Here is an 18,545-nt window from a genome sequence, read left to right on the forward strand (position 1 = left end):
ATGCGAACAGACGATTCCCGCGCCTTAGCTGAAATGCGTTCACGCCTCCCCGTCGAATGAAGACACAATGAAACCCAATACAGTATTCGTCTTCAGGACTGTCACATTGTCGCCCCAGCTGCGAAAATGTCCTGAGGTTACAGTGAAAACACCTAATCCTTTCGAAGCCTTAACCCCACACTTGCGAATCAGCCACATTCAGGTCACAAACTCCGTTATATAGGCCCGTCCTCGACGTCGGGCGGATTACGCCGTGCGTTGAAACGTCATCCGGAATGCGACTGTCACGGTCGCCTGGAAGGCGAGACTACCCGGGGGCAGCGTTTCTCGCCCTGCTGAAACAGGACGAACCGTTGTCGCATTCCTCTCAGACGCGCGCCGTATCGCGCGCCGATCGTGTGGCGAAGATCAAGCCCATGACGGCTGCTGCGGCCTTTGGCGGTCTGGTGGGACTGGCGATCGGCGGCGCCTATCTGGGCGGGACTCTGGCGCGCACGACGACGTTGCGCGCCCAGGCCGAGCGGATTCAGGGCGCCACCGCGGCCGGTTTCACCGAAGAGGCCCTGTCGGCGGCCGCCGGCGGGCTGGACGCCAGCGCCCTGTCCATCGCCCGTCGCCACGATCCCTATACCAGCGCGGGCTCGGCCCAGCGCGACCGTCAGGCGGAGCTGCTGACCGCCCGCCTCGACCAGTTGGACAATAACCGCGACCCCAACCTGCGTCGCGCCAACCTGACCTCGCCCGTCGGCGCCAAGCCGTTCCGCATGGCCAGCGCGCTGGACGCCAGCCGCGACCTCGATTGCCTGACCCAGGTCGTCTATTACGAAGCGCGCGGCGAAGGCCGCGACGGCATGCAGGCGGTGGCCCAGGTGGTCCTGAACCGCGTCCGCCACCCCGCCTTCCCCAAGACCATCTGCGGCGTCGTCTATCAGGGCGCGGCCCGACGGACCGGCTGCCAGTTCTCCTTCACCTGCAACGGCGCCATGCGCGGCCGGGTCAACACCGCCGCCTGGAACCGCGCCAAGACCATCGCCTCGGGCGCCTTGTCCGGCTCGGTCTATTCCGGCGTGGGCAACGCCACCCATTTCCACACCACGGGCGTCTCGCCCGTCTGGCGAAATTCGCTGATCCGGGTGAACCAGGTCGGCAGCCACCTCTTCTACCGCTTCGGCGGTCGCTCGGGCTCCAGCGGCGCCTTCACCTATGCCGCCCGCCCCTCGACCTCGGACGACCAACCCCGCCTGATCCAGGCCGGGCTCGATCCGGTCGAGGCCGCGCGCCAGGCCGGCCAGGCCGTCGCCTATTCTCTGGTCCTGGCCCAGGAAGGCCTGTCCGCGCCTGAACCGGCCCCTGCGCCTCAGCCGCGCCCGCAAGCCGCACCTCACACTGACGCCGGCGCACCCCGCGCCCAGCCGACGCCGCCAGCAGCCCAGGCTTCGGCTCGCACGGCCCGCCCTGCGGTCACCCCCGCCAAGACCGCCGCCAAGGTCGAGGCCACGGACGTCTCCAACCCGGCCTAAAGCCTCAAAGCGCGTCCAGGCCGATGTCCAGCACGGGCGCCGAATGGGTCAGTGCGCCGACCGAGATGACGTCCACCCCGGTCTCGGCGATGGCGCGCACCGTCGTCAGATCGACCCCGCCTGACGCCTCGAGCGTCAGGCGCCCTGCCACGCGCGCCACGGCGATCCTCAGGTCCGCCAGGCTGAAGTTGTCCAGCATGACCACGTCCGGCGCTGCGCCCTCGGCGATCAGGTCCAGCACGGCGTCCAGCTGATCCAGCCCGTCCACCTCGACCTCGACCTTCATCAGATGGGGCGCAAAGGCCCGCGCCCGCCGGACGGCCTCCGCCACCCCGCCGCACACGGCCACATGGTTGTCCTTGATCAGGATGGCGTCATCCAGGCCGAAGCGATGGTTCATCCCCCCGCCGCACGCCACCGCATGTTTCTCCAGCGCCCGCAGGCCCGGCGTGGTCTTCCTCGTATCGGCGATCCGCGCCCCGGTCCCGGCCACCGCCTCGACATAGGCCCGCGTCAGGGTCGCCACGCCCGACAGCCGCCCGACCAGGTTCAACGCCGTCCGCTCGGCCGACAGAAACGCCCGCGCATCCGCCTCCACCACCGCCAGCACTGCCCCCGCCTCGAACGCCGCCCCGTCCCTCAGCCGCACCTCAACGGCGGCCTCCGGGTCCATCGCAAGCACCGCCAGCCGCACGCAGTCGATCCCGGCCAGAACCCCCGGCTTGCGCGCGACAAAGGCCGCCTTCATCCGCGCCCCTTCGGGAATACAGGCCGCGGCGGTCACATCGCCCGCCCGCCCCAGATCCTCGGCCAGGGCCATCCGTACGACCGGTTCGATCAATACATCGGGCAGGGCGCGGCTCATTCCGCCGCCTCCAGCACCGCCGCCCGCGCCGCCCGGACGCGCGTATGGCGCGCTTCAGCCTCCGTCTGCGGATAATCCGACCGGTAGTGCCCCCCCCGGCTCTCGCACCGGTCCAGCGCGCCCCGGACGATCAGCCGCGCCGCCCCCAGCGCCGCCGCCGCCCCGTGCTGGGCCTCCAGCCGGTCGATCAGGGCGATCAGCCCCGTCAGACCCTCGGCGTCGCGCACCACCCCCGCATAATCCGTCATCCCCGCCCTCAACTCGGCCAGGGCCGCCTCGGGCAGGTCCGGCGCCGCGACGACCGGCAAGGCGCGCCCGCCGCCCACCTCGCCCGCTACCGCCCGCCCGGCGCGTCGTCCAAAGGCCGCCGCCTCGAGCAGGGAGTTGGACGCCAGCCGGTTGGCGCCATGCACCCCCGTCGCCGCGCATTCCCCGACCGCATACAGGCCCGCGACCGTCGTGCGACCGTCCGCATCGGCGGCGATCCCGCCCATGTGATAGTGGCAGGCCGCCATTACCGGTATCGGACTGATGCGCGGGTCCAGACCGCTGCGCATACAGGCGGCGAAGACGGCCGGAAACTCATGCGGAAACGCGTCGCCTATGGCCGTGCGCGCATCCAGAAAGGCGCCCCGCCCGTCGATCCGCGCCGCATGCACCGCCCGCGCCACCACGTCGCGCGGCTTCAGGTCGGCGTCGTCCTCGGCCCCCAGCAGGAACCGCCCCTGCCCGTCGATCAGCCGCGCCCCCTCGCCCCGCAAGGCCTCGGTCGCCAGGGGCGCCGGGTCCAGCCCTACGTCTATGGCCGTGGGGTGAAACTGCACGAACTCGGGATCCAGGATCTCCGCCCCCGCCCGCGCCGCCAGCGCCATCCCCTCGCCCTTCAGCGCCGCCGGCGTCGTGGTCGCCGCAAACAGTCCGCCCGCCCCGCCGGTGGCCAGCACCACCGCCGTCGCCGTGACCTCCACCAGCCGTCCGCCGCGCTCGACCACCGCCCCGACCACCCGGCCGTCGGCGTCCTGCACCAGGCCCTTCAGCCGCGCCTCGTCCCAGACCTCGATCAGCTTCTCGGCCCGCACCGCCGCCACCACGGCCGACAGGATCGCCCGCCCAGCCCCGTCGCCGCCGACCCGCGCCACGCGCGGCACCGAATGCGCCGCCTCCAGACTGACCACAAAACCCCCGTCCGCATCCCGGTCGAACGGCGCGCCCTGGGCCGCCAGCCATTCCACTGTCTCGCGCCCCGCGCCCGTCAGGGCCTGGGCCGCGCCCGGCTCGACCAGACCCGCGCCCGCCGCCTCGGTGTCCTTCGCGTGCAGTTCAGCCGAATCCACAGCCGTCAGTGCCGCCGCCATCCCGCCCTGGGCCCAGGCCGAGGAACAGGCGTTCAGCAAGGGCTCCGGCGTCGCCACCAGAACCTTCGCCCCCGCCCGCGCCGCCTCCAGCGCGGCCGACAGCCCCGCCAGACCCGCGCCGACGATCAGCGGCCCGTCATGTCGCGTTCGGTTCATCACCGCACTCCGAGAGAGTTGAGGCCCAGGCGCACCGCGCTCGCGGGATCGCCTTCGACCATAGGCATCAGGGCGCCGACCGCCGCCGCCGCACAGACGGCCAGGGTCATTAGATAAAGCGCCAGGCTCTTGCCCGCCTCGGGCCAGCTCAGCGTGCCCCAGGCCGCGCGCCAGACGCCGCGACGGAAATGCTGGAACAGGGAAAGGCCCAGGAACACCGCGAGGAAAGGACGCCCCGTCGAGATACTCCACCACAGCACCGCGGCGCCGATGACCAACAGGACAATCTGCTCCAGTCGCGGATGCACCCGCGTCAGCACCGGCCCCAGGGCCTTGGACCCGTCCAGCGGCGGCGCGGGGACCAGGTTCACCAGGTTCAGCATGGCGATGAAGAAGGCGCCCATCAGCCACTCCCCCTGCCCGGTCGCCATCCACACCCCGACGAACGGGATCATGGCCAAGAGCCCGAACGCCGGCCCGGCCAGCGACACCAGAACCCCGTGCCACTCGCTCTTGGCCACCCGCCGCGCCTTGGCCAGACCGCCCAGGAAGGGAATGATGTAGATCCGCGCCGGCCCCATGCCGAGCTTGTTCATCACCACGGCGTGCCCCGCCTCATGGACGAACAGGCCGATCAGCACCGCCCCCGCCACGATGACGCTGCCCGTGATCCACCACAGGAAGCCGGCCATCAGGGCCGTGGACAGCACGGCCCAGACCAGGCTCTGGTCCTTCTCGACCGGCTCCTCGAAGGCGGGCTGGGCCTGCGCCTCGCGAACGGCGACCTCCTCGGGTTTCAAATCCCAAGGACCCGGCGTGCGGCTGGGTGTGCGGGCGGGTGTGTCTGTGTTGTTCATGGCGTCCAGATGGGCGTCGCGCACGCTCCCGGCGAGGGGACCGAACGCCGCGCCTCAGATCAGCTCCACATCGACGTGATGCCGCGCCTTGACCAGGTCATAGCGGGCCGGGACCGCCGGCGGCGGCAGGTCGATCATCCGCTGCACGGCCATGCGTCCGCGCTCGATCATCGCCTCCGGCACCGTCACCTCGAACTGCATGTGCAGCAGGCAGTCGTGGATGTTCTGCAGCGTGATCCGCTTCATGTGCGGGCACAGGTTGCACGGCCCGATGAACTGCACCCCCGGCACGTCGCCGGCGACGTTCGAGGCCATCGAACATTCGGTGATCATCACCACCTGTTTTGGCCGACGCGCCTCGACATAGTCGGTCATGGCCGCCGTCGAACCGGCGAAGTCCGCCGCCGCCAGCACGTCCTCGGGGCATTCGGGGTGGGCCAGGATCTCCGCGCCCGGATAGGCGGCGCGCATCTCGGCGATGTCGTCCACCGTGAACCGTTCGTGCACCTCGCAGCGGCCCTTCCAGGCGATGATCCCGACCGTCGTCTGGGCCGCGACATTGCGCGCCAGATATTCGTCGGGGATCAGGATGACCCGGTCCACGCCCCATTCCTTCGCCGCCCATTCCACCACCTGAACGGCGTTGGCGCTGGTGCAGCAGATGTCGGTCTCGGCCTTCACATCAGCCGTGGTGTTCACATAGGTCACGACCGGCAGGCCCGGATAGCGTTGCTTGATCAGCCGCACATCCGCCCCTGTGATCGACGAGGCCAGCGAGCATCCCGCCCGCAGATCGGGGATCAGCACGGTCTTTTCCGGGCTCAGGATCTTCGAGGTCTCGGCCATGAAGTGCACGCCCGCCTGGACGATCACCTTCGCATCCGACCGCGCGGCCTCCTTGGCCAGGCCCAGGCTGTCGCCGACATAGTCGCCGACCCCGTGGAAGATCTCGGGCGTCATATAGTTGTGGGCCAGGATCACGGCGTCGCGCTCGCGCTTCAGCCGGTTGATCTCGCTGATCAGCCGCGCCTGGGCCGGCCATTCCAGCGGCGTGACGTGGTCCTTGACCTTCGCCCACACCCCGGCGGTCTCCCGCTCCAGTTCCTTCGTCAGACCAAAGGCGCCGTCCGCCATGACCGTCTCCCTAGACCCTTATGCTCAAAGTTAGCATAAGCACAGCCAATGTAGGCCGATGGGGGCCGCGCGCAAGGAATTATTCAGTCGATCAGTTCGAACAGGTCGCTCAGCGGAACATCCAGCGCCTTCGCCAGGGTCAGGGCCACCACGACCGACGGTGTGAACACTCTGTTTTCAATCGTGTTCACCGTCTTGCGCGACAGCCTGGCCCGGTCCGCCAATTCCTGCTGCGTCAGACCGGCGGCGGTACGAACCTCCTTCAGCCGCACGACCAGCCGAGGCTCAGCCACGCTCGGCCTCGCGGTCCAGCCACCAGTAGCGCAACACCGCCGCCGTGGCGGTCAGATAGAGCAAGGCCGGCAGGGCCGTGACCGCCACGTCGGGCCGCCACAGCCCGATTGCGAACACCACGACCATGCCGATGGTCGCGACCCCCAGCGCCGTCGCCAACGCCCTGCGCCGGAACAAAAGCGTCAGCTCATCCTCCAGCAGCCGCTTCATCTTCTTGTCGCCGGGATTATCCAGCCCCGCCACCATCAGCAGCATCACGCCGGCGACCATCGGGCCCATCACCACCATCAGGTAGTCCAGACTGTCGACCTCTCCGGTGACTACGCTCCACGCCGCCTTGACCGACATGATGGTCAGATAGCCGCCCGAGATCGGCAGGATCGCCATGGAATGCGCGCGCTGCCGTTGAACCCGATCGCGATAGCTCCCCTTGACCAGCATTCTCGTGTCGTCGTTTGGCAGGAACTTTTGCGACCGCCATGCCCCGAAGATCATGGCCGCCACGCCGCACGCCAGGATGAGCCAGATGGGCCATGGGTCCGATCCGAAGGCTTCCGGACTCTCCATCCAGACGATGACGGCGCCCACGGCGCCGCACAGACCGACCATACTGAGAAGGATACAAAGCCTCTGCCGCCGGATTCGTGTCTCCTCTCGCGCCCGCACGTCTTGTCTTTCATGATCGTCCATAACAGCCTCACGTCACCTACAGGTGACATATAACCTATAGGTTACTCGACGCGTCAAGAGGCTCGTTGCCGGCGTCCACTCGTGACGCCGTCATCCTGTGAGAGGTTCAGCCGCCCATCGCCCACAATGTCGCTGCTTGCCGCCCCGCAATTTCAACGCCTTGCTGAATTCTGAGAGCGAGTTCCGCGACCTGGTTTCGGCCGCCTTTATAGTCGTCCTCATGGAGAAAACCGCCTCACAGCCGCAGACCTCTCGACGCCCCGAAACATGCGGTTCGTGCGGCGCATATTGGCGGTTTGGCGGTTTGTCGTATTGTTTTACCGCCACGCCATGCAGCAAGAACCGTTCCCTATCCGCCCGACTTCGCCTAGACGACAGCCCACTTCATTCCAAAACCCACCGACTTCGCGACATTTGAATGCAAGACACCATCCGCCGCATCCTCACCGCCCGCGTCTATGACGTGGCGGAGGAAACGCCCCTCGATCCGCTGCGCCGCCTGTCGGCGCGGCTCGCGCGGCCCGTGCTGCTGAAGCGCGAGGATCTGCAGCCGGTGTTTTCGTTCAAGATTCGCGGCGCCTACAACAAGATCGCCGGCCTGACCCAGGCCGAACTGTCCAAGGGGGTCATCTGCGCCTCGGCCGGCAATCACGCCCAGGGCGTGGCCCTGGCCGCCGCCCGCCGCAACATCCCCGCCGTCATCGTCATGCCGACCACCACCCCCGGCATCAAGGTGGCCGCCGTCCGCGCTCTGGGCGGCGAAGTGGTCCTGCACGGCGACAGTTTCGACGAGGCCTACGCGCACGCCCGCTATGTGGAGAGCCAGACCGGCGCGGCCTTCATCCACCCCTTCGACGATCCCGACGTGATCGCCGGCCAAGGAACGGTAGGGCTTGAGATCGCCCGTCAGCACGCCGACCCTATCGAGGCCGTCTTCGTGCCCATCGGCGGCGGCGGCCTGGCCGCCGGCGTCGCCGCCATCGTCAAATTCCTGCGCCCCGACACCCGCGTCATCGGGGTCGAGCCAGTCGACGCCCCCACCATGAAGGCCGCTATCGACGCCGGCGAGGTGGTGACCTTGAACGAGGTCGGCCTGTTCGCCGACGGGGTGGCCGTGCGCCGCGCCGGGGATCACACCTTCCGCCTGTGCAAGGATCTGCTGGACGAGATCGTCCTGGTGGACACCGACGCCATCTGCGCCGCCATCAAGGACATCTTCGACGACAGCCGCGCCATCGCCGAACCCTCGGGCGCCGTCGCGCTTGCTGGATTGAAGGCCTGGGCCGCCGCCCATCCCGGCGCGGGCACGCTGATCGCCGTCAACTCGGGCGCCAATCTGAACTTCGACCGGCTGCGCCACGTCGCCGAACGCGCCGAGATCGGCGAGGGCGCCGAGGCCCTGCTGGCCGTGGCGATGAAGGACGACCGCGACGACTACCGCCGCTTCCTCGACAGCCTGGACGGCCGCTCGGTCACCGAGTTCAACTACCGCTGGTCCGGCGACGGCGCGGCCCAGATCTTCGTCGGCGTCGCGCTGCGCAACGGCCCGCACGAGCGCGACGACCTGATCGCGACCCTCCGTTCCAACGGCTACGCCGTCGAGGACATGAGCGACAACGAGACCGCCAAGCTGCACGTCCGCTACATGGTTGGCGGCCGCACCGTCGGCCTGCCCCACGAACGCATCCTGCGCTTCCAGTTCCCCGAACGGCCCGGCGCCTTCCTGCGCTTCCTCAACAGCCTCCAGCCCGCCTGGGCCCTGACCCTGTTCCACTACCGCAACCACGGCGACGACGTCGGCCGGGTGCTGGCGGGCGTCAGCGTCCCCCCCGAAGAACAGGCCCAACTGTCCGCCGCCCTCGCCGACCTGGGCTACCCCTATGTCGACGAAACCGCCAACCCCGCCTGCCGCCTGTTCCTGGACGGCGCCTGAACCACGAAAAAGGGGCGACCGTCGCCGGCCGCCCCCTTCAACTAACCATCTAATAAATCAAGCTTTTTCAATCGCCGCAGCGATCTGATCCGTGCTGTGCCCGGTCAGGTCCTTAGCGATCTCGCCCGCCAGCTTCCCCTGCAGATCCTTGTGCCAGTGCTTGCGCAACTCGCCCAAGGTCTTGGGGGCGGCAATGACCAGCAGTTCGTCGATCTTGTTGGTGACCGACCACTTGTTCAGCACCTCGGCCACGCCCATCGCGAAACCGTCCTCGGCCTGGGTGTCGTTATCGGGATTGGCCTCGCTGGAGCGACGACCGGCCGAGCCCGAGACCCGATCCTCGATCGCCGGCGTCTCCAGGGCCGTCAGCCGGATCTCCTGGGCATTGGTGTTCTTGAACAGGGCCAGCTTCTCGCCGTCGACCACGGCCACCAGGGCGCCATTGGATAGTTTCATCGTCGATACTCTTTCGGTCTGTGGCCTTAGGTAACGGCCTGGGACCGATGCCGTTGCCTCACCGATCAGAGCAGCCGCCCGCCGGCCTCGTGCGCCAGCAGCCAGCGCTTCCGCTCCAGCCCGCCCGCATAGCCCGTCAGGGTCCCATTCGCCCCGATCACCCGATGGCAAGGCACGATCACCCCGACCGGGTTGGAGCCATTGGCCAGCCCCACCGCCCGCACCGCTTTGGGCGACCCAATCGCCGCCGCCAGCTGCCCATAGCTGCGCGTCTCCCCCGCCGGAATGGTCCGCAACGCGGCCCACACCGCCTGCTGGAACACCGTCCCGCCGGTCTTGACCGCCACCCCGTCGAACGCCGCCAGATCACCGCCGAAATAGGCCTCGACCGCCCGGCGCACCGCCTCCGGCGCCCGCCCCTCGACCAGTTCCACCGGCCCGTAGTGAAGCCGCAGCAGCCGCCGCATCCGCTCCTCGTAATCGTGGAAGTCCAGCGCCCGCACCGCCCCCTCGCCGTCGGTCGCCACCAGCACCTCGCCCACCGGCGAGCCGATCCGATCCAGGGTCAAGGTCATCGACTGTCTAGGCATCGCCCGTCTCCTTCGTGTTCCAGTACAGCGCCCCATAGGCCCGCCAAGGCCGCCACCGCTCGGCCCGCCCCGCAAGGGCCGCATCCGCCAACCGATCGCTGGGCGCATCCTCCCCGCCGTCGACCCAGTCGCCCGCCGGCCTCAATCCCGGCCAGGCCTCAAGCGCCGCGCGCAGGTCCGGATCCACCGACAGATCGCGCCGGATCGCCTCGGGATCGGCAGCCAGGTCAAACACCCGCCGCACCCGCGCCAGCACGCCGGGCAGGGCTCTCAGCTCGTCCACCCGAGCCTCCACCACCGCCTTGCCCATGGCCCCGGCCCGCACGGAAACCTCGCCCTCCGTCCCGTCCGTCTCGACCCGCAGCCGCCGCCGCCAGACCCCGTCCACCACGCTCTCGTCCGGCGCGGCCCGCGCCGCCAGGGCCGACATCATCGCGGGCCAATCATAGGGCGGTCGATAGGCGAGGCCCAGCTTCACCACGCCCCCGCCCTCGCCTTCCCCCTTGCGCCGCCGCAGCTCGGAGGGCGGCCGGCCATACAGGGCCTGGAAGGTCTCGTTGAACCGCCGCACGCTGCCGAAGCCCGACGCCATCGCCACCTCGGCCATCGACAGGTCGCTCTCGTGGATCAGCTGTTTGGCCAGCAGCACGCGCCGCGTCTGGGCCACGCTGACCGGCGCCGCGCCCAGGTGCTGGCGGAACAGCCGCCGCAGATGCCGCTCGCCCACCCCCAGCCGCGCCGCCAGGGCGTCTGCATCGCCCCCGTCCAGCGCCCCTGCCTCAATCAGGGCCAACGCCCGGCTGACGGTGTTCGACGTCCCCCGCCACGCCCCCATCTCAGGCGCCGTCTCGGGCCGACACCGCAGGCACGCGCGAAACCCCGCCGCCTCCGCCGAGGCCGCCGTGGGATGAAACACCACATTCTCGCGCCGGGGCGTCCGTGCCGGACAGACCGGCCGGCAATAGATCCCCGTCGAGGTCACGCCTGTGAAGAACCGCCCGTCGAACCGCGCATCCCGCGCCCCCAAGGCTCTCCAGCAGACCTCCTGATCCAGCGTCTGTTCCATCACCACACGATGGCGGCTCGGCCCGACGATGTCTCGCGGTTTTCGGACATGGATGCTCAGTCCTTCAGATAGAAGATCGCCTCCACCGTCGTGTTCAGCGCCCGCGCCAGATCCAGGGCCACAATGGTCGAGGGGATGAAGACCCCGTTCTCCACCGTATTGATCGTCTTGCGCGAAACCTTGGCGGCGTCGGCCAGCTGAGCCTGCGTCAGACCTGCCGCCGTGCGAACTTCCTTCAACCTCAGCCCCAGCCGGCTACTCCCCATCGCGCCCGGCCTCCCGGTCCAACCAGGCGAACCTCAGGCCAGCCGACGCCCCGCCTATCGCCAGCACATAGGGCAAGGCCATGATGCCGTACTGGGCGCGCCAGAGGCCCAGCCCCAGGGCCAAGGTTATCCCCGCCATCAGGACAACGAAGGCCAGGATCATCGACTTGGCCCGCATCAGCTGGGTCAGTTCGTCTTCCAGGAAGCGGCGGTGCTTGCGCGTGTGCGCGTCCCAACCCATGACCACAAGCGGGATGAGCCAGCCATAGAGGACCGGCAGAAGAACCTGCACATAGGCGCCCAGATTATGGTCCCCGCCCAGGATCCGCTCCATTGCTCGATGCGCCTGAGCCATAAAGAGCAGCAGAACCACGGGCAGCATCACAAGCTGTTGGGTGCGCGCGCGCTCCAACTTGTCACGACGCGCCCCTTCGCCGCTCGCCGCCACATTGATCAGCTGGCCTGGACGCGCGCTCCACGCCCAGATCGCGCCGATGAGCGTCAGACCGAAACCCACCCCCGCCGCCACACCGGCCGCCGTCGCCTGATCGCCCTCTACGCCATACACAACTGCAAAGCCCGCGCCGCCGACCATGGCTGCGACCCCGACGGCGGTCAGGGCGAGCGCCGTCCACCAGCACCGGCTTCTCTCCAAGTTCGCGCGCTGGATCGCCTTATCGTCGCTGTTGCTCATGCCGTCCTCCTGACGTAACCTTGAGGTGACATATCACCCATAGGTTACACGTCAAGCCGTTTTCTTTTTCCGTGCGCCGACTAAGGTGACTGCCTCCTGGGGGTTCAATTCATGTCCAGTCATCGTCGCACCGCGCGTACGCTCGCTTTCGCCCTGGCCGGCGCCTGCGCCGCCGCCTTGCTGTCGGTCCAGCCTGCTGTTGCCCGCCAGACGACCGTAGACATCCCCACCGTGCGCCAGGCCCTCGGCTATGACAGCGGTCAGGAGATCACACGCGCCGCCGACGTGCGCCGCTATTTCGAGGCCCTGAAGACCGCCGCCCCCGACCAGGTCGCCATCGGCGACTATGCCACGAGCTGGGAAGGCCGCCCCCTGTTCTGGGCCGCCGTCGGATCGCCCGCCAACATCGCCCGCCTGGACCAGATCAAGGCCCAGTCCCGCGCCCTGGCCGATCCGCGCCTGACCTCGGCCCAGCAGGCCGCCGCCCTGATCGCGGACCAGCCGGTGCTGGTGTGGATGGCCTATTCGGTCCACGGCAACGAAATCAGCCCCGCCGACGCCGCCATGGAGGCCGCCCGCCGCCTGTTGACCGACCCGACCGCCCAGGCCTGGCTGGCCAACACCGTCGTCGTCTTCGTCCCGACCCAGAACCCGGACGGACGCGAGCGTTTCCTCAACAGCTTCGCCTCGGGTCGCGGCTCCCTGCCCAATCCCGACCCGGCCTCGGCCGAGCGCGACGAACCCTGGCCCAGCGGTCGCTACAACCATTATCTGTTCGACCTGAACCGCGACTGGTTCATCCAGACCCAGCCCGAGACCCAGGGTCATTCCGCCCAGGTCCGCGAATGGCGCCCCCAGGTCGTCGTCGACAGCCACGAGATGGGTTCGGACGAGACCTTCTTCTTCCCGCCCGAGGCCGAGCCGCTGAACCCGTGGATCTGGCCGCGCACCCTGGAGAACCGCGCCCTGTTCGGCCGCAACACCGGCGCCCGGTTCGACGCGGCGGGCCTGTCCTACTTCAACCGCAAGGTCTTCGACGCCTTCTATCCCGGCTACGGCGACGGCTGGCCCGGCTATCTCGGCGCCGTCTCCATGACCTACGAGGTCGGATCGGCTCGCGGTCTGGCCGCCCGACGGAGCTCCGGGGAGATCTTCACCTACGCCGATACCGTCCGCGCCCACCTGACCGCCACACTGGCCACCATAGAGACAGCCTCGCGCAATCACGACCGGCTGCTGAACGACTTCTACGCCTATCACCGCGACGGCGTGGCGGGACGCGGCGCCTATGTCCTGTCGCGCGCTTCGGATCCCGCCGCCGCCGACCGTCTCGCCGGCCTCCTGGTCCGTTCGGGCATCGAGGTCGGGGTCGCGCGTCAGGCCTTCGCCTGCGCCGGCCAACACCGCGCGGGCGACTATGTGATCAACCTGGCCCAGCCCCAGCGCCGGATGGCCGAGGTGCTGCTGACCCGCGACGTGCCCATCCCGCCCGCCTTCCTGGCCGAGCAGGAGCGCCGTCGCGCGCGCGGCCTGGACGACGAGATCTATGACGTCACCGCCTGGTCCCTGCCCCTGATGTTCGGCGTCGATGCGAGCCGTTGCGACAGCGCGCCCGGCGTCGCCGTCGAGGCGCGCGGCCCGGAGCTGGTGACGCCCGCCGCCGTCCAGAACGCCGAGGCTCGCTACGGCTTCCTGGTCGCGCCCGGATCGGCCCAGCCCCGCTTCCTCGCCACCGCCTTGCAGGCCGGGCTGACGATCAGTTCCGCCGACCAGCCCTTCACCCAGAACGGCCGGGACTGGCCCGCCGGAACCTTGGTCTTGCCGAAAGCCGGCGCCCCCGCCGATCTGGTCGCCACTCTGGGACGTCTCGCCGCCGACACGGGCGCCGAGGTGATCGGCGTCGATGAATCCTGGGTCGAGCGCGGCGCCGGCTTCGGCTCCAGCGACGTGGTGCGGCTGCGCGCCCCGCGCATCGCCCTGGCCTGGGACAGCCCGACCGCCCCGGACGCCGCCGGCGCGACCCGTTGGCTGCTGGAACGCGACCTGGGCTACCCGGTCACCGCCATCCGCACCGCCAGCTTCGACGAGGCCGACCTGTCGCAATACCAGGTCCTGATCCTGCCCGAGGGCCGCGACTACGCCTCCGTCCTGGGCGAGGGCGGGGTCAAGGCCCTGCACGACTGGGTCTCGCGCGGCGGCACCCTGATCAGCCTGGGAACCGCCACCCGCCTGCTGACCGACCCCGACAGCGACATGCTGGCCTCGCGCCGCGAGGACGGCGCCTTGGACCAGGACGACGACAAGCCCGAAAGCCCCGCCCGGATCGCCAACCAGACCGACTACGCCGCCCTGCTGGCCCACAGCGACCACGGTCCGGACTCCGTCGCCGGCGTCCTGGCCCGCGCCCACGTCGATCCCGACCACTGGATCGGCGCCGGCCTGCCGTCCGAGTTGAACGTCCTGGTGCGCGGCGCCGACATCTACGCCCCGCTGAAGCGCGGCGAGGGCGTCAACGCCGTGCGGTTCGAAGGCTCGGACCGGCTGTTGGCCTCGGGCCAGCTGTGGGCCGAGAACCAGGCTCAGCTCGGCTACAAGCCGGTGGTCATGGTCGAGACCCTGGGCTCGGGCCAGTTGATCGCCTTCACCCAGGACCCCACGGTGCGCGGCTATCTTGAAGGCCTGAAGCCCCTGTTCGCCAATGCGGTGTTCAAGGGGCCGGCCCACGTCTCGCCACGCTGGTAAAGTCCCAGAGCCTGACCGCGATCAGGGCTGGACACAGGCTCAGAGGGGCATAACCTCGTTTTTCGCCCGCAGAGGCGCGAATAGAAAAACGGGAGCTACGCCTTGATACGACAGTCTCTTTCCACCCTTGCCTATATCGGCGCAGCCGTCGGGGCCGCCGGCCTGGTCGCCTTCAGCGCCACGGCCCAGGACCGGCCGAGCCCGGAGCCCGCCGCCTCGGGCCGCGCCCTGCCGGTCGGCGCCTATCGCGAGACTTGCCGCAGCATCAGCCTCAACGGCGACCGGCTGCGCGCGCGCTGTATCGCCAAGGACGGCCAATCGGTCTCCTCGACCCTGAGTGTTCGCAGCTGCCGAGGGGCCCAGATTCAGAACGACAATGGTCGGCTGTCCTGCGCCGCCGCCCCCACCCGCTCCACCTGAGCACCATCAAGCGCCGGTCCCAGCTCGCAGGGACCGGCGCGTCCTACATCGGCCAGAACAGCAATATGGTCGGCGGACCGATGACCAGCACCAGCAGACTCAGCGGCGCCCCCAGCTTGGGATAGTCCGAGAACCTGTACCCGCCCGGCCCCATGACCAGCGTATTGCACTGGTGCCCGATAGGGGTCAGGAAGTCGCACGCCGCCCCCACCGCCACCGCCATCAGGAAGGGATCGGGCCGATACCCCAACTGCTGCGCCAGGGTCGCGGCGATGGGCGCCACCACCAGAACCGTCGCCGCATTGTTCAGGAAGGGCGTCACCGCCATGGCCGCGAACATCATGCCCGCCACCGCCACCACCGGCGGTATGCCCTGGAACACCGACTTCAGCCCCCCGGCGATCAGGTCCGCCCCGCCTGTCTGCTGGATCGCGTCCGACACCGGGATCAGGGCGGCGATCAGCACCAGCAGCGGCCCGTCCAGCGCGGCATAGGCCTCGCGCATCTTCAGCCCGCCCAGGGCCACGATCACCACCGCCGCGCCGAAGAAGGCGATCGACACCGGGATCAGGCCGAACCCGACCATCACCATGGCCGTCGCCAGCACCACGGCCGGCAGGAATTTGCGCCGCTGACCGCCCAGCCGCATGTCCCTTTCCGCCAAGGGCAACAGACCCAGGGTCGCCAACCGCCCGGGCAGGCCGGCCTCCGACCCCTGCAGCAGCAGTACGTCCCCCGCCTGCAGCCTGGCCGTCCGCAGATGCTGGGTCAGCTCATAGCCGCTGCGAGAGACGCCCAGCAGGTTCAGCCCATGCTGACCGTACAGGTCCAGCGACCGCACCGACTGCCCGATCAACAGCGAGTCCGCACCGATCACCGCCTCGGCCAGGCTGACCTCGTCCTTGGCCTCTTCCAGCAGCACCGGCCGATCGCCCCGCACCAGTTTCAGCTTGGTGGCGTCGATAAACCCTTCCAGCGCCTCCTGATCCCCCTTGATCAGCAGGGTGTCCCCGGCCCGGACCAGGGTGTTGCCGCGCGGCCGGGTCTTGCGCTTGCCGTCGCGGATCAGGGCCATCACCTGGATCTCGTCCGGCGCCATGGCCTTCAAGGCGCTGATCGCCTTGGCCTCCATCGTCCAGTCGTCCGGAACCCGCGCCTCCGTCAGATAGGCGTTGGCGGACAGAGCCGCCGACAGGCCGATGCTCCCCGTCCGGTCTTTGGGCAACAGCCGATACCCAAACGCCAGAAACACCAGAGCCACCCCGGTCAGGATCAGGCCCACCGGCGCATAGTCAAACATCTGGAACGGTTCGCCGATCACGTCCTGACGCACCTCGGCGACCAGGATATTGGGCGCGGTCCCCACCAGGGTCACCATCCCCCCCGCCATGGCCCCAAACGCCATGGGCATCAGCAGCCGCGATTGTTTGGTCCCCGTGCGCCGGCTGACCTGCAACGCGACCGGCATCATGATGGCCAGGGCGCCGACATTCTTGGTCACCATAGACAACAGGGTCACGGCCGTGGTCAGCACGGGCACCTGCGACCGCTCGGTCTTCAGATACGGCATGATCCGTTTCAGGGCCATTTCGACGATGCCCGACTTGGCGAAGGCCGCCGACACCACCAGGGCGCAGGCGATGATCACCGTCACATCGTTGGAAAAGCCTTCGAACGCCGCCTCGGCCGGGATCACCCCAATGGCCAGCCCCGCCACCAGCGCCGCCACTGCGACCAGGTCATAACGGAACCGGCCCCAGATGAAGGCCGCGACCGTCAGACCGACCAGGCCGAAGGCCAAACCCTGTTGTAGTGTCACTCAGATGCTCTCGCCCCCGGCCGCCCAGCGCCGCCGATGGACAGCAACGGCGAAACCGACCGGAGGTTCAACGCCCCTTCATCGTCCCGCGACCAGTCGCCCCGCCGCCCGCAAGATGCGCCAGATCTCGCCCAGGAAGGCCCAGACCACGATCAGCATCAGGATCGCCGCCAGCCCGCCGCCGTCGCCCGTCGTCCGATGGAAGGTCGACTGGAGGCGCTCGGCGAACTCCGTCACCGTGCCGACCCAGATCACCGGCGTCAGCGGCGACCAGAACCACAGCCACGCCACGCCCCAGGCCGCCGCCGCCCCGAAGCCGATGTCGCCCAGAGCCGTCAGCCGCACATTGCCGCCCGACGCCGCCCGCATCAGGTCGAACACCACCTTGGCCGCCGCGAACAGGGTCACGGGCCAGTAGGCGGCCGCCACGATCTCGGCCAGGATCCGGCCGTAGTCGACGCCGTCCAGCACCCCCGCCACCTCGTCCGGCCGGATCGAGGCGACCGGCAGCAGGCCGGTCCACCACAGCAGCAGCACCGCCCAGGCGATGGCGCTGGACACCGCGCGCGCCACCGGCGACATCTCGGCGCTCTTGCGCACCTCCGGCCCCGACTTGGCGGCCACGCCTTCACGCAGCGTCGCCCCGCCGCGCGCCAGCCTCTGCCCCCAGGTCTCGGCGTCGATGTCGCCGCCCAGTTCAAAGAGGCCCAGGTCCTTGACCCGCCATTTGGCGATGAAGTCGGGCTTCTTCTCCTGCCGTTCCAGCACGAAACCGATCAGGGTCACCACCCCGATCACCGACACCGCCCCGTTGAACAGACCCCCGACGACCTCGCCCAGGCTTTGCCCCGCATAGACGTCGCCGGTCAGCACCTGCACCCCCACCCCGATCAGGGTGACGCACGCCATCACCAGCAGCGCCGTCTTCACCGCGAACAGCCACCAAGGATACAGCTCCGGCCCGATCAGCGCCTGCGGCCCCGACCGATAGCGCGCCGCCACCGTCAGCGGATGGCCGACCTCGCGCAGCAGGGCCTCGACCTCGTCGTCGCTCGGCGCCCGGCCCAGCCGCGCCTCCAGCGCCTCGAGCCGCCCCATGATCTCGTCGCGCAGCTCGGCGACGATGTCGTCGCGCGTCGCCTTGGGCAGCTGGGCCGCCACCGCCTTCAGATAGGATTCAACCAGGTCCATCCCACGCTCTCCCTCTTTCCCGATGTTCACAGCATCTTCTCCAGCGAGGCCGACAGGCCCCGCCATTCGGCCGCCAGCCGCGCCAGCATGGCCTCCCCGCGCAGCGACAGGCGGTAGAACCGCTTCTTGCGCCGCTCCTCCTCGCGCCACTCGCTGTCCAGCAGCCCCTGGCTCTCCAGCCGGCGCAGCAGCGGATAGAGGGTGCTCTCCTCCATCTCGACCCCGACCTCGCCCAGGGCGACCCGCAGCGAATAGCCGTATTGCTCGCGCCGCAAGCTCGCCAGCACCGCCAGGATCAACGACCCCCGCCGCAGCTCCAGCCGCAGGCTCTCGAACAGCAGTTCCTCATCCTGGCTCACCCGCTCGCCTCCGTGCGTCACATAGTGTGTGACACACAGTGTATGGGACATACTGTGCGAGGGAGTCAAGAGGCCGCCGTAATGCGAGCGGCGATGCTGTCGTCAATGATCAGGGAAGCAAAGAAAGCGCCGGGGCCC

At 69.1% G+C, this 18,545-nt stretch carries 18 protein-coding genes; 4 read left to right on the forward strand and 14 right to left on the reverse strand.

What is annotated here, in order from left to right:
• Positions 1-353: 353 nt before the first annotated feature.
• Entirely contained in the window at positions 354-1,520 is a 1,167-nt protein-coding gene (locus ACW170_RS00735; protein WP_492087798.1) for a cell wall hydrolase, read from the forward strand.
• Positions 1,521-1,524: 4 nt separating this feature from the next.
• Here ACW170_RS00735 and nadC read toward each other — a convergent pair whose 3' ends face one another.
• The 6 genes from nadC to ACW170_RS00765 all read right to left on the reverse strand — a co-directional run bounded on the left by nadC (position 1,525) and on the right by ACW170_RS00765 (position 6,790).
• Positions 1,525-2,385 carry a carboxylating nicotinate-nucleotide diphosphorylase gene (gene nadC, locus ACW170_RS00740; protein ID WP_492087799.1) on the reverse strand — a complete coding sequence of 287 codons (861 nt, stop codon included), beginning with the start codon at positions 2,383-2,385 and terminating at the stop codon, positions 1,525-1,527.
• Positions 2,382-3,896: an L-aspartate oxidase gene (locus ACW170_RS00745; protein ID WP_492087800.1), complete on the reverse strand. Its 1,515-nt coding sequence runs from the start codon at positions 3,894-3,896 to the stop codon at positions 2,382-2,384. Before ACW170_RS00745 ends, nadC begins: the two co-directional genes overlap by 4 nt.
• Entirely contained in the window at positions 3,896-4,777 is an 882-nt protein-coding gene (locus ACW170_RS00750; RefSeq protein ID WP_492087801.1) for a metalloprotease, read from the reverse strand. The genes ACW170_RS00745 and ACW170_RS00750 overlap by 1 nt, the downstream gene beginning before the upstream one ends.
• Positions 4,778-4,807: 30 nt before the next feature.
• Complete coding sequence (gene nadA, locus ACW170_RS00755; RefSeq protein ID WP_492087802.1) at positions 4,808-5,887, reverse strand: quinolinate synthase NadA; 1,080 nt, start codon at positions 5,885-5,887, stop codon at positions 4,808-4,810.
• An 83-nt stretch (positions 5,888-5,970) separates the two neighbouring features.
• Positions 5,971-6,180: a helix-turn-helix transcriptional regulator gene (locus ACW170_RS00760; protein ID WP_492087803.1), complete on the reverse strand. Its 210-nt coding sequence runs from the start codon at positions 6,178-6,180 to the stop codon at positions 5,971-5,973.
• Positions 6,173-6,790, reverse strand: a complete 618-nt coding sequence (locus ACW170_RS00765; protein WP_492087804.1) for a hypothetical protein — start codon at positions 6,788-6,790, stop codon at positions 6,173-6,175. Before ACW170_RS00765 ends, ACW170_RS00760 begins: the two co-directional genes overlap by 8 nt.
• 499 nt (positions 6,791-7,289) lie before the next feature.
• Here ACW170_RS00765 and ilvA point away from each other — a divergent pair, with 499 nt between their 5' ends.
• A complete protein-coding gene (gene ilvA, locus ACW170_RS00770) occupies positions 7,290-8,804 on the forward strand; it encodes a threonine ammonia-lyase, biosynthetic (RefSeq protein ID WP_492087805.1) in 1,515 nt (504 codons plus the stop codon).
• A gap of 57 nt (positions 8,805-8,861) precedes the next feature.
• On the opposite strand, the gene ACW170_RS00775 is transcribed toward ilvA, so the two are convergent.
• The 5 genes from ACW170_RS00775 to ACW170_RS00795 all read right to left on the reverse strand — a co-directional run bounded on the left by ACW170_RS00775 (position 8,862) and on the right by ACW170_RS00795 (position 11,876).
• Positions 8,862-9,260, reverse strand: coding sequence for a host attachment family protein (locus ACW170_RS00775; RefSeq protein WP_492087806.1), 399 nt, complete (start codon positions 9,258-9,260; stop codon positions 8,862-8,864).
• Between the two features lie 65 nt (positions 9,261-9,325).
• Positions 9,326-9,850, reverse strand: coding sequence for a methylated-DNA--[protein]-cysteine S-methyltransferase (locus ACW170_RS00780; protein WP_492087807.1), 525 nt, complete (start codon positions 9,848-9,850; stop codon positions 9,326-9,328).
• The gene (locus ACW170_RS00785; protein ID WP_492087808.1) at positions 9,843-10,916 is read right to left on the reverse strand and encodes a bifunctional transcriptional activator/DNA repair enzyme AdaA; all 1,074 of its coding nucleotides are present in this window, start codon (positions 10,914-10,916) and stop codon (positions 9,843-9,845) included. Before ACW170_RS00785 ends, ACW170_RS00780 begins: the two co-directional genes overlap by 8 nt.
• Before the next feature lie 56 nt (positions 10,917-10,972).
• Positions 10,973-11,182 (reverse strand): helix-turn-helix transcriptional regulator, encoded by a 210-nt coding sequence (locus ACW170_RS00790; RefSeq protein ID WP_154726509.1) that lies wholly within the window; start codon positions 11,180-11,182, stop codon positions 10,973-10,975.
• A complete protein-coding gene (locus ACW170_RS00795) occupies positions 11,172-11,876 on the reverse strand; it encodes a hypothetical protein (RefSeq protein WP_492087809.1) in 705 nt (234 codons plus the stop codon). The genes ACW170_RS00790 and ACW170_RS00795 overlap by 11 nt, the downstream gene beginning before the upstream one ends.
• Before the next feature lie 111 nt (positions 11,877-11,987).
• Here ACW170_RS00795 and ACW170_RS00800 point away from each other — a divergent pair, with 111 nt between their 5' ends.
• Positions 11,988-14,618, forward strand: a complete 2,631-nt coding sequence (locus ACW170_RS00800; RefSeq protein WP_492087810.1) for a M14 family metallopeptidase — start codon at positions 11,988-11,990, stop codon at positions 14,616-14,618.
• 102 nt (positions 14,619-14,720) lie between these two features.
• On the forward strand, positions 14,721-15,038 hold the full coding sequence (locus ACW170_RS00805; protein WP_492087811.1) for a hypothetical protein: 318 nt from the start codon (positions 14,721-14,723) through the stop codon (positions 15,036-15,038).
• A 43-nt stretch (positions 15,039-15,081) separates the two neighbouring features.
• Here the strand turns inward: ACW170_RS00805 and ACW170_RS00810 are convergent, their stop codons facing one another.
• The 3 genes from ACW170_RS00810 to ACW170_RS00820 all read right to left on the reverse strand — a co-directional run bounded on the left by ACW170_RS00810 (position 15,082) and on the right by ACW170_RS00820 (position 18,407).
• Positions 15,082-16,857, reverse strand: a complete 1,776-nt coding sequence (locus ACW170_RS00810) for an SLC13 family permease (RefSeq protein ID WP_492087812.1) — start codon at positions 16,855-16,857, stop codon at positions 15,082-15,084.
• A 78-nt stretch (positions 16,858-16,935) separates the two neighbouring features.
• Complete coding sequence (locus ACW170_RS00815) at positions 16,936-18,048, reverse strand: HAAS signaling domain-containing protein (protein ID WP_492087813.1); 1,113 nt, start codon at positions 18,046-18,048, stop codon at positions 16,936-16,938.
• Positions 18,049-18,074: 26 nt separating this feature from the next.
• Positions 18,075-18,407, reverse strand: a complete 333-nt coding sequence (locus ACW170_RS00820; RefSeq protein ID WP_492087814.1) for a PadR family transcriptional regulator — start codon at positions 18,405-18,407, stop codon at positions 18,075-18,077.
• Positions 18,408-18,545: the final 138 nt, after the last annotated feature.

Source organism: Brevundimonas sp. FV2ps16 (genome assembly GCF_058681075.1).

Bases quoted from the DNA above. Each gene is read 5' to 3' on its own strand.
- nadC (WP_492087799.1), bottom strand. From the start codon at position 2,385: ATGAGCCGCGCCCTGCCCGATGTATTGATCGAACCGGTCGTACGGATG.
- ACW170_RS00745 (WP_492087800.1), bottom strand. From the start codon at position 3,896: ATGAACCGAACGCGACATGACGGGCCGCTGATCGTCGGCGCGGGTCTG.
- nadA (WP_492087802.1), bottom strand. From the start codon at position 5,887: ATGGCGGACGGCGCCTTTGGTCTGACGAAGGAACTGGAGCGGGAGACC.
- ACW170_RS00765 (WP_492087804.1), bottom strand. From the start codon at position 6,790: ATGGTCGGTCTGTGCGGCGCCGTGGGCGCCGTCATCGTCTGGATGGAG.
- ilvA (WP_492087805.1), top strand. From the start codon at position 7,290: ATGCAAGACACCATCCGCCGCATCCTCACCGCCCGCGTCTATGACGTG.
- ACW170_RS00775 (WP_492087806.1), bottom strand. From the start codon at position 9,260: ATGAAACTATCCAATGGCGCCCTGGTGGCCGTGGTCGACGGCGAGAAG.
- ACW170_RS00780 (WP_492087807.1), bottom strand. From the start codon at position 9,850: ATGCCTAGACAGTCGATGACCTTGACCCTGGATCGGATCGGCTCGCCG.
- ACW170_RS00785 (WP_492087808.1), bottom strand. From the start codon at position 10,916: ATGGAACAGACGCTGGATCAGGAGGTCTGCTGGAGAGCCTTGGGGGCG.
- ACW170_RS00790 (WP_154726509.1), bottom strand. From the start codon at position 11,182: ATGGGGAGTAGCCGGCTGGGGCTGAGGTTGAAGGAAGTTCGCACGGCG.
- ACW170_RS00795 (WP_492087809.1), bottom strand. From the start codon at position 11,876: ATGAGCAACAGCGACGATAAGGCGATCCAGCGCGCGAACTTGGAGAGA.
- ACW170_RS00800 (WP_492087810.1), top strand. From the start codon at position 11,988: ATGTCCAGTCATCGTCGCACCGCGCGTACGCTCGCTTTCGCCCTGGCC.
- ACW170_RS00815 (WP_492087813.1), bottom strand. From the start codon at position 18,048: ATGGACCTGGTTGAATCCTATCTGAAGGCGGTGGCGGCCCAGCTGCCC.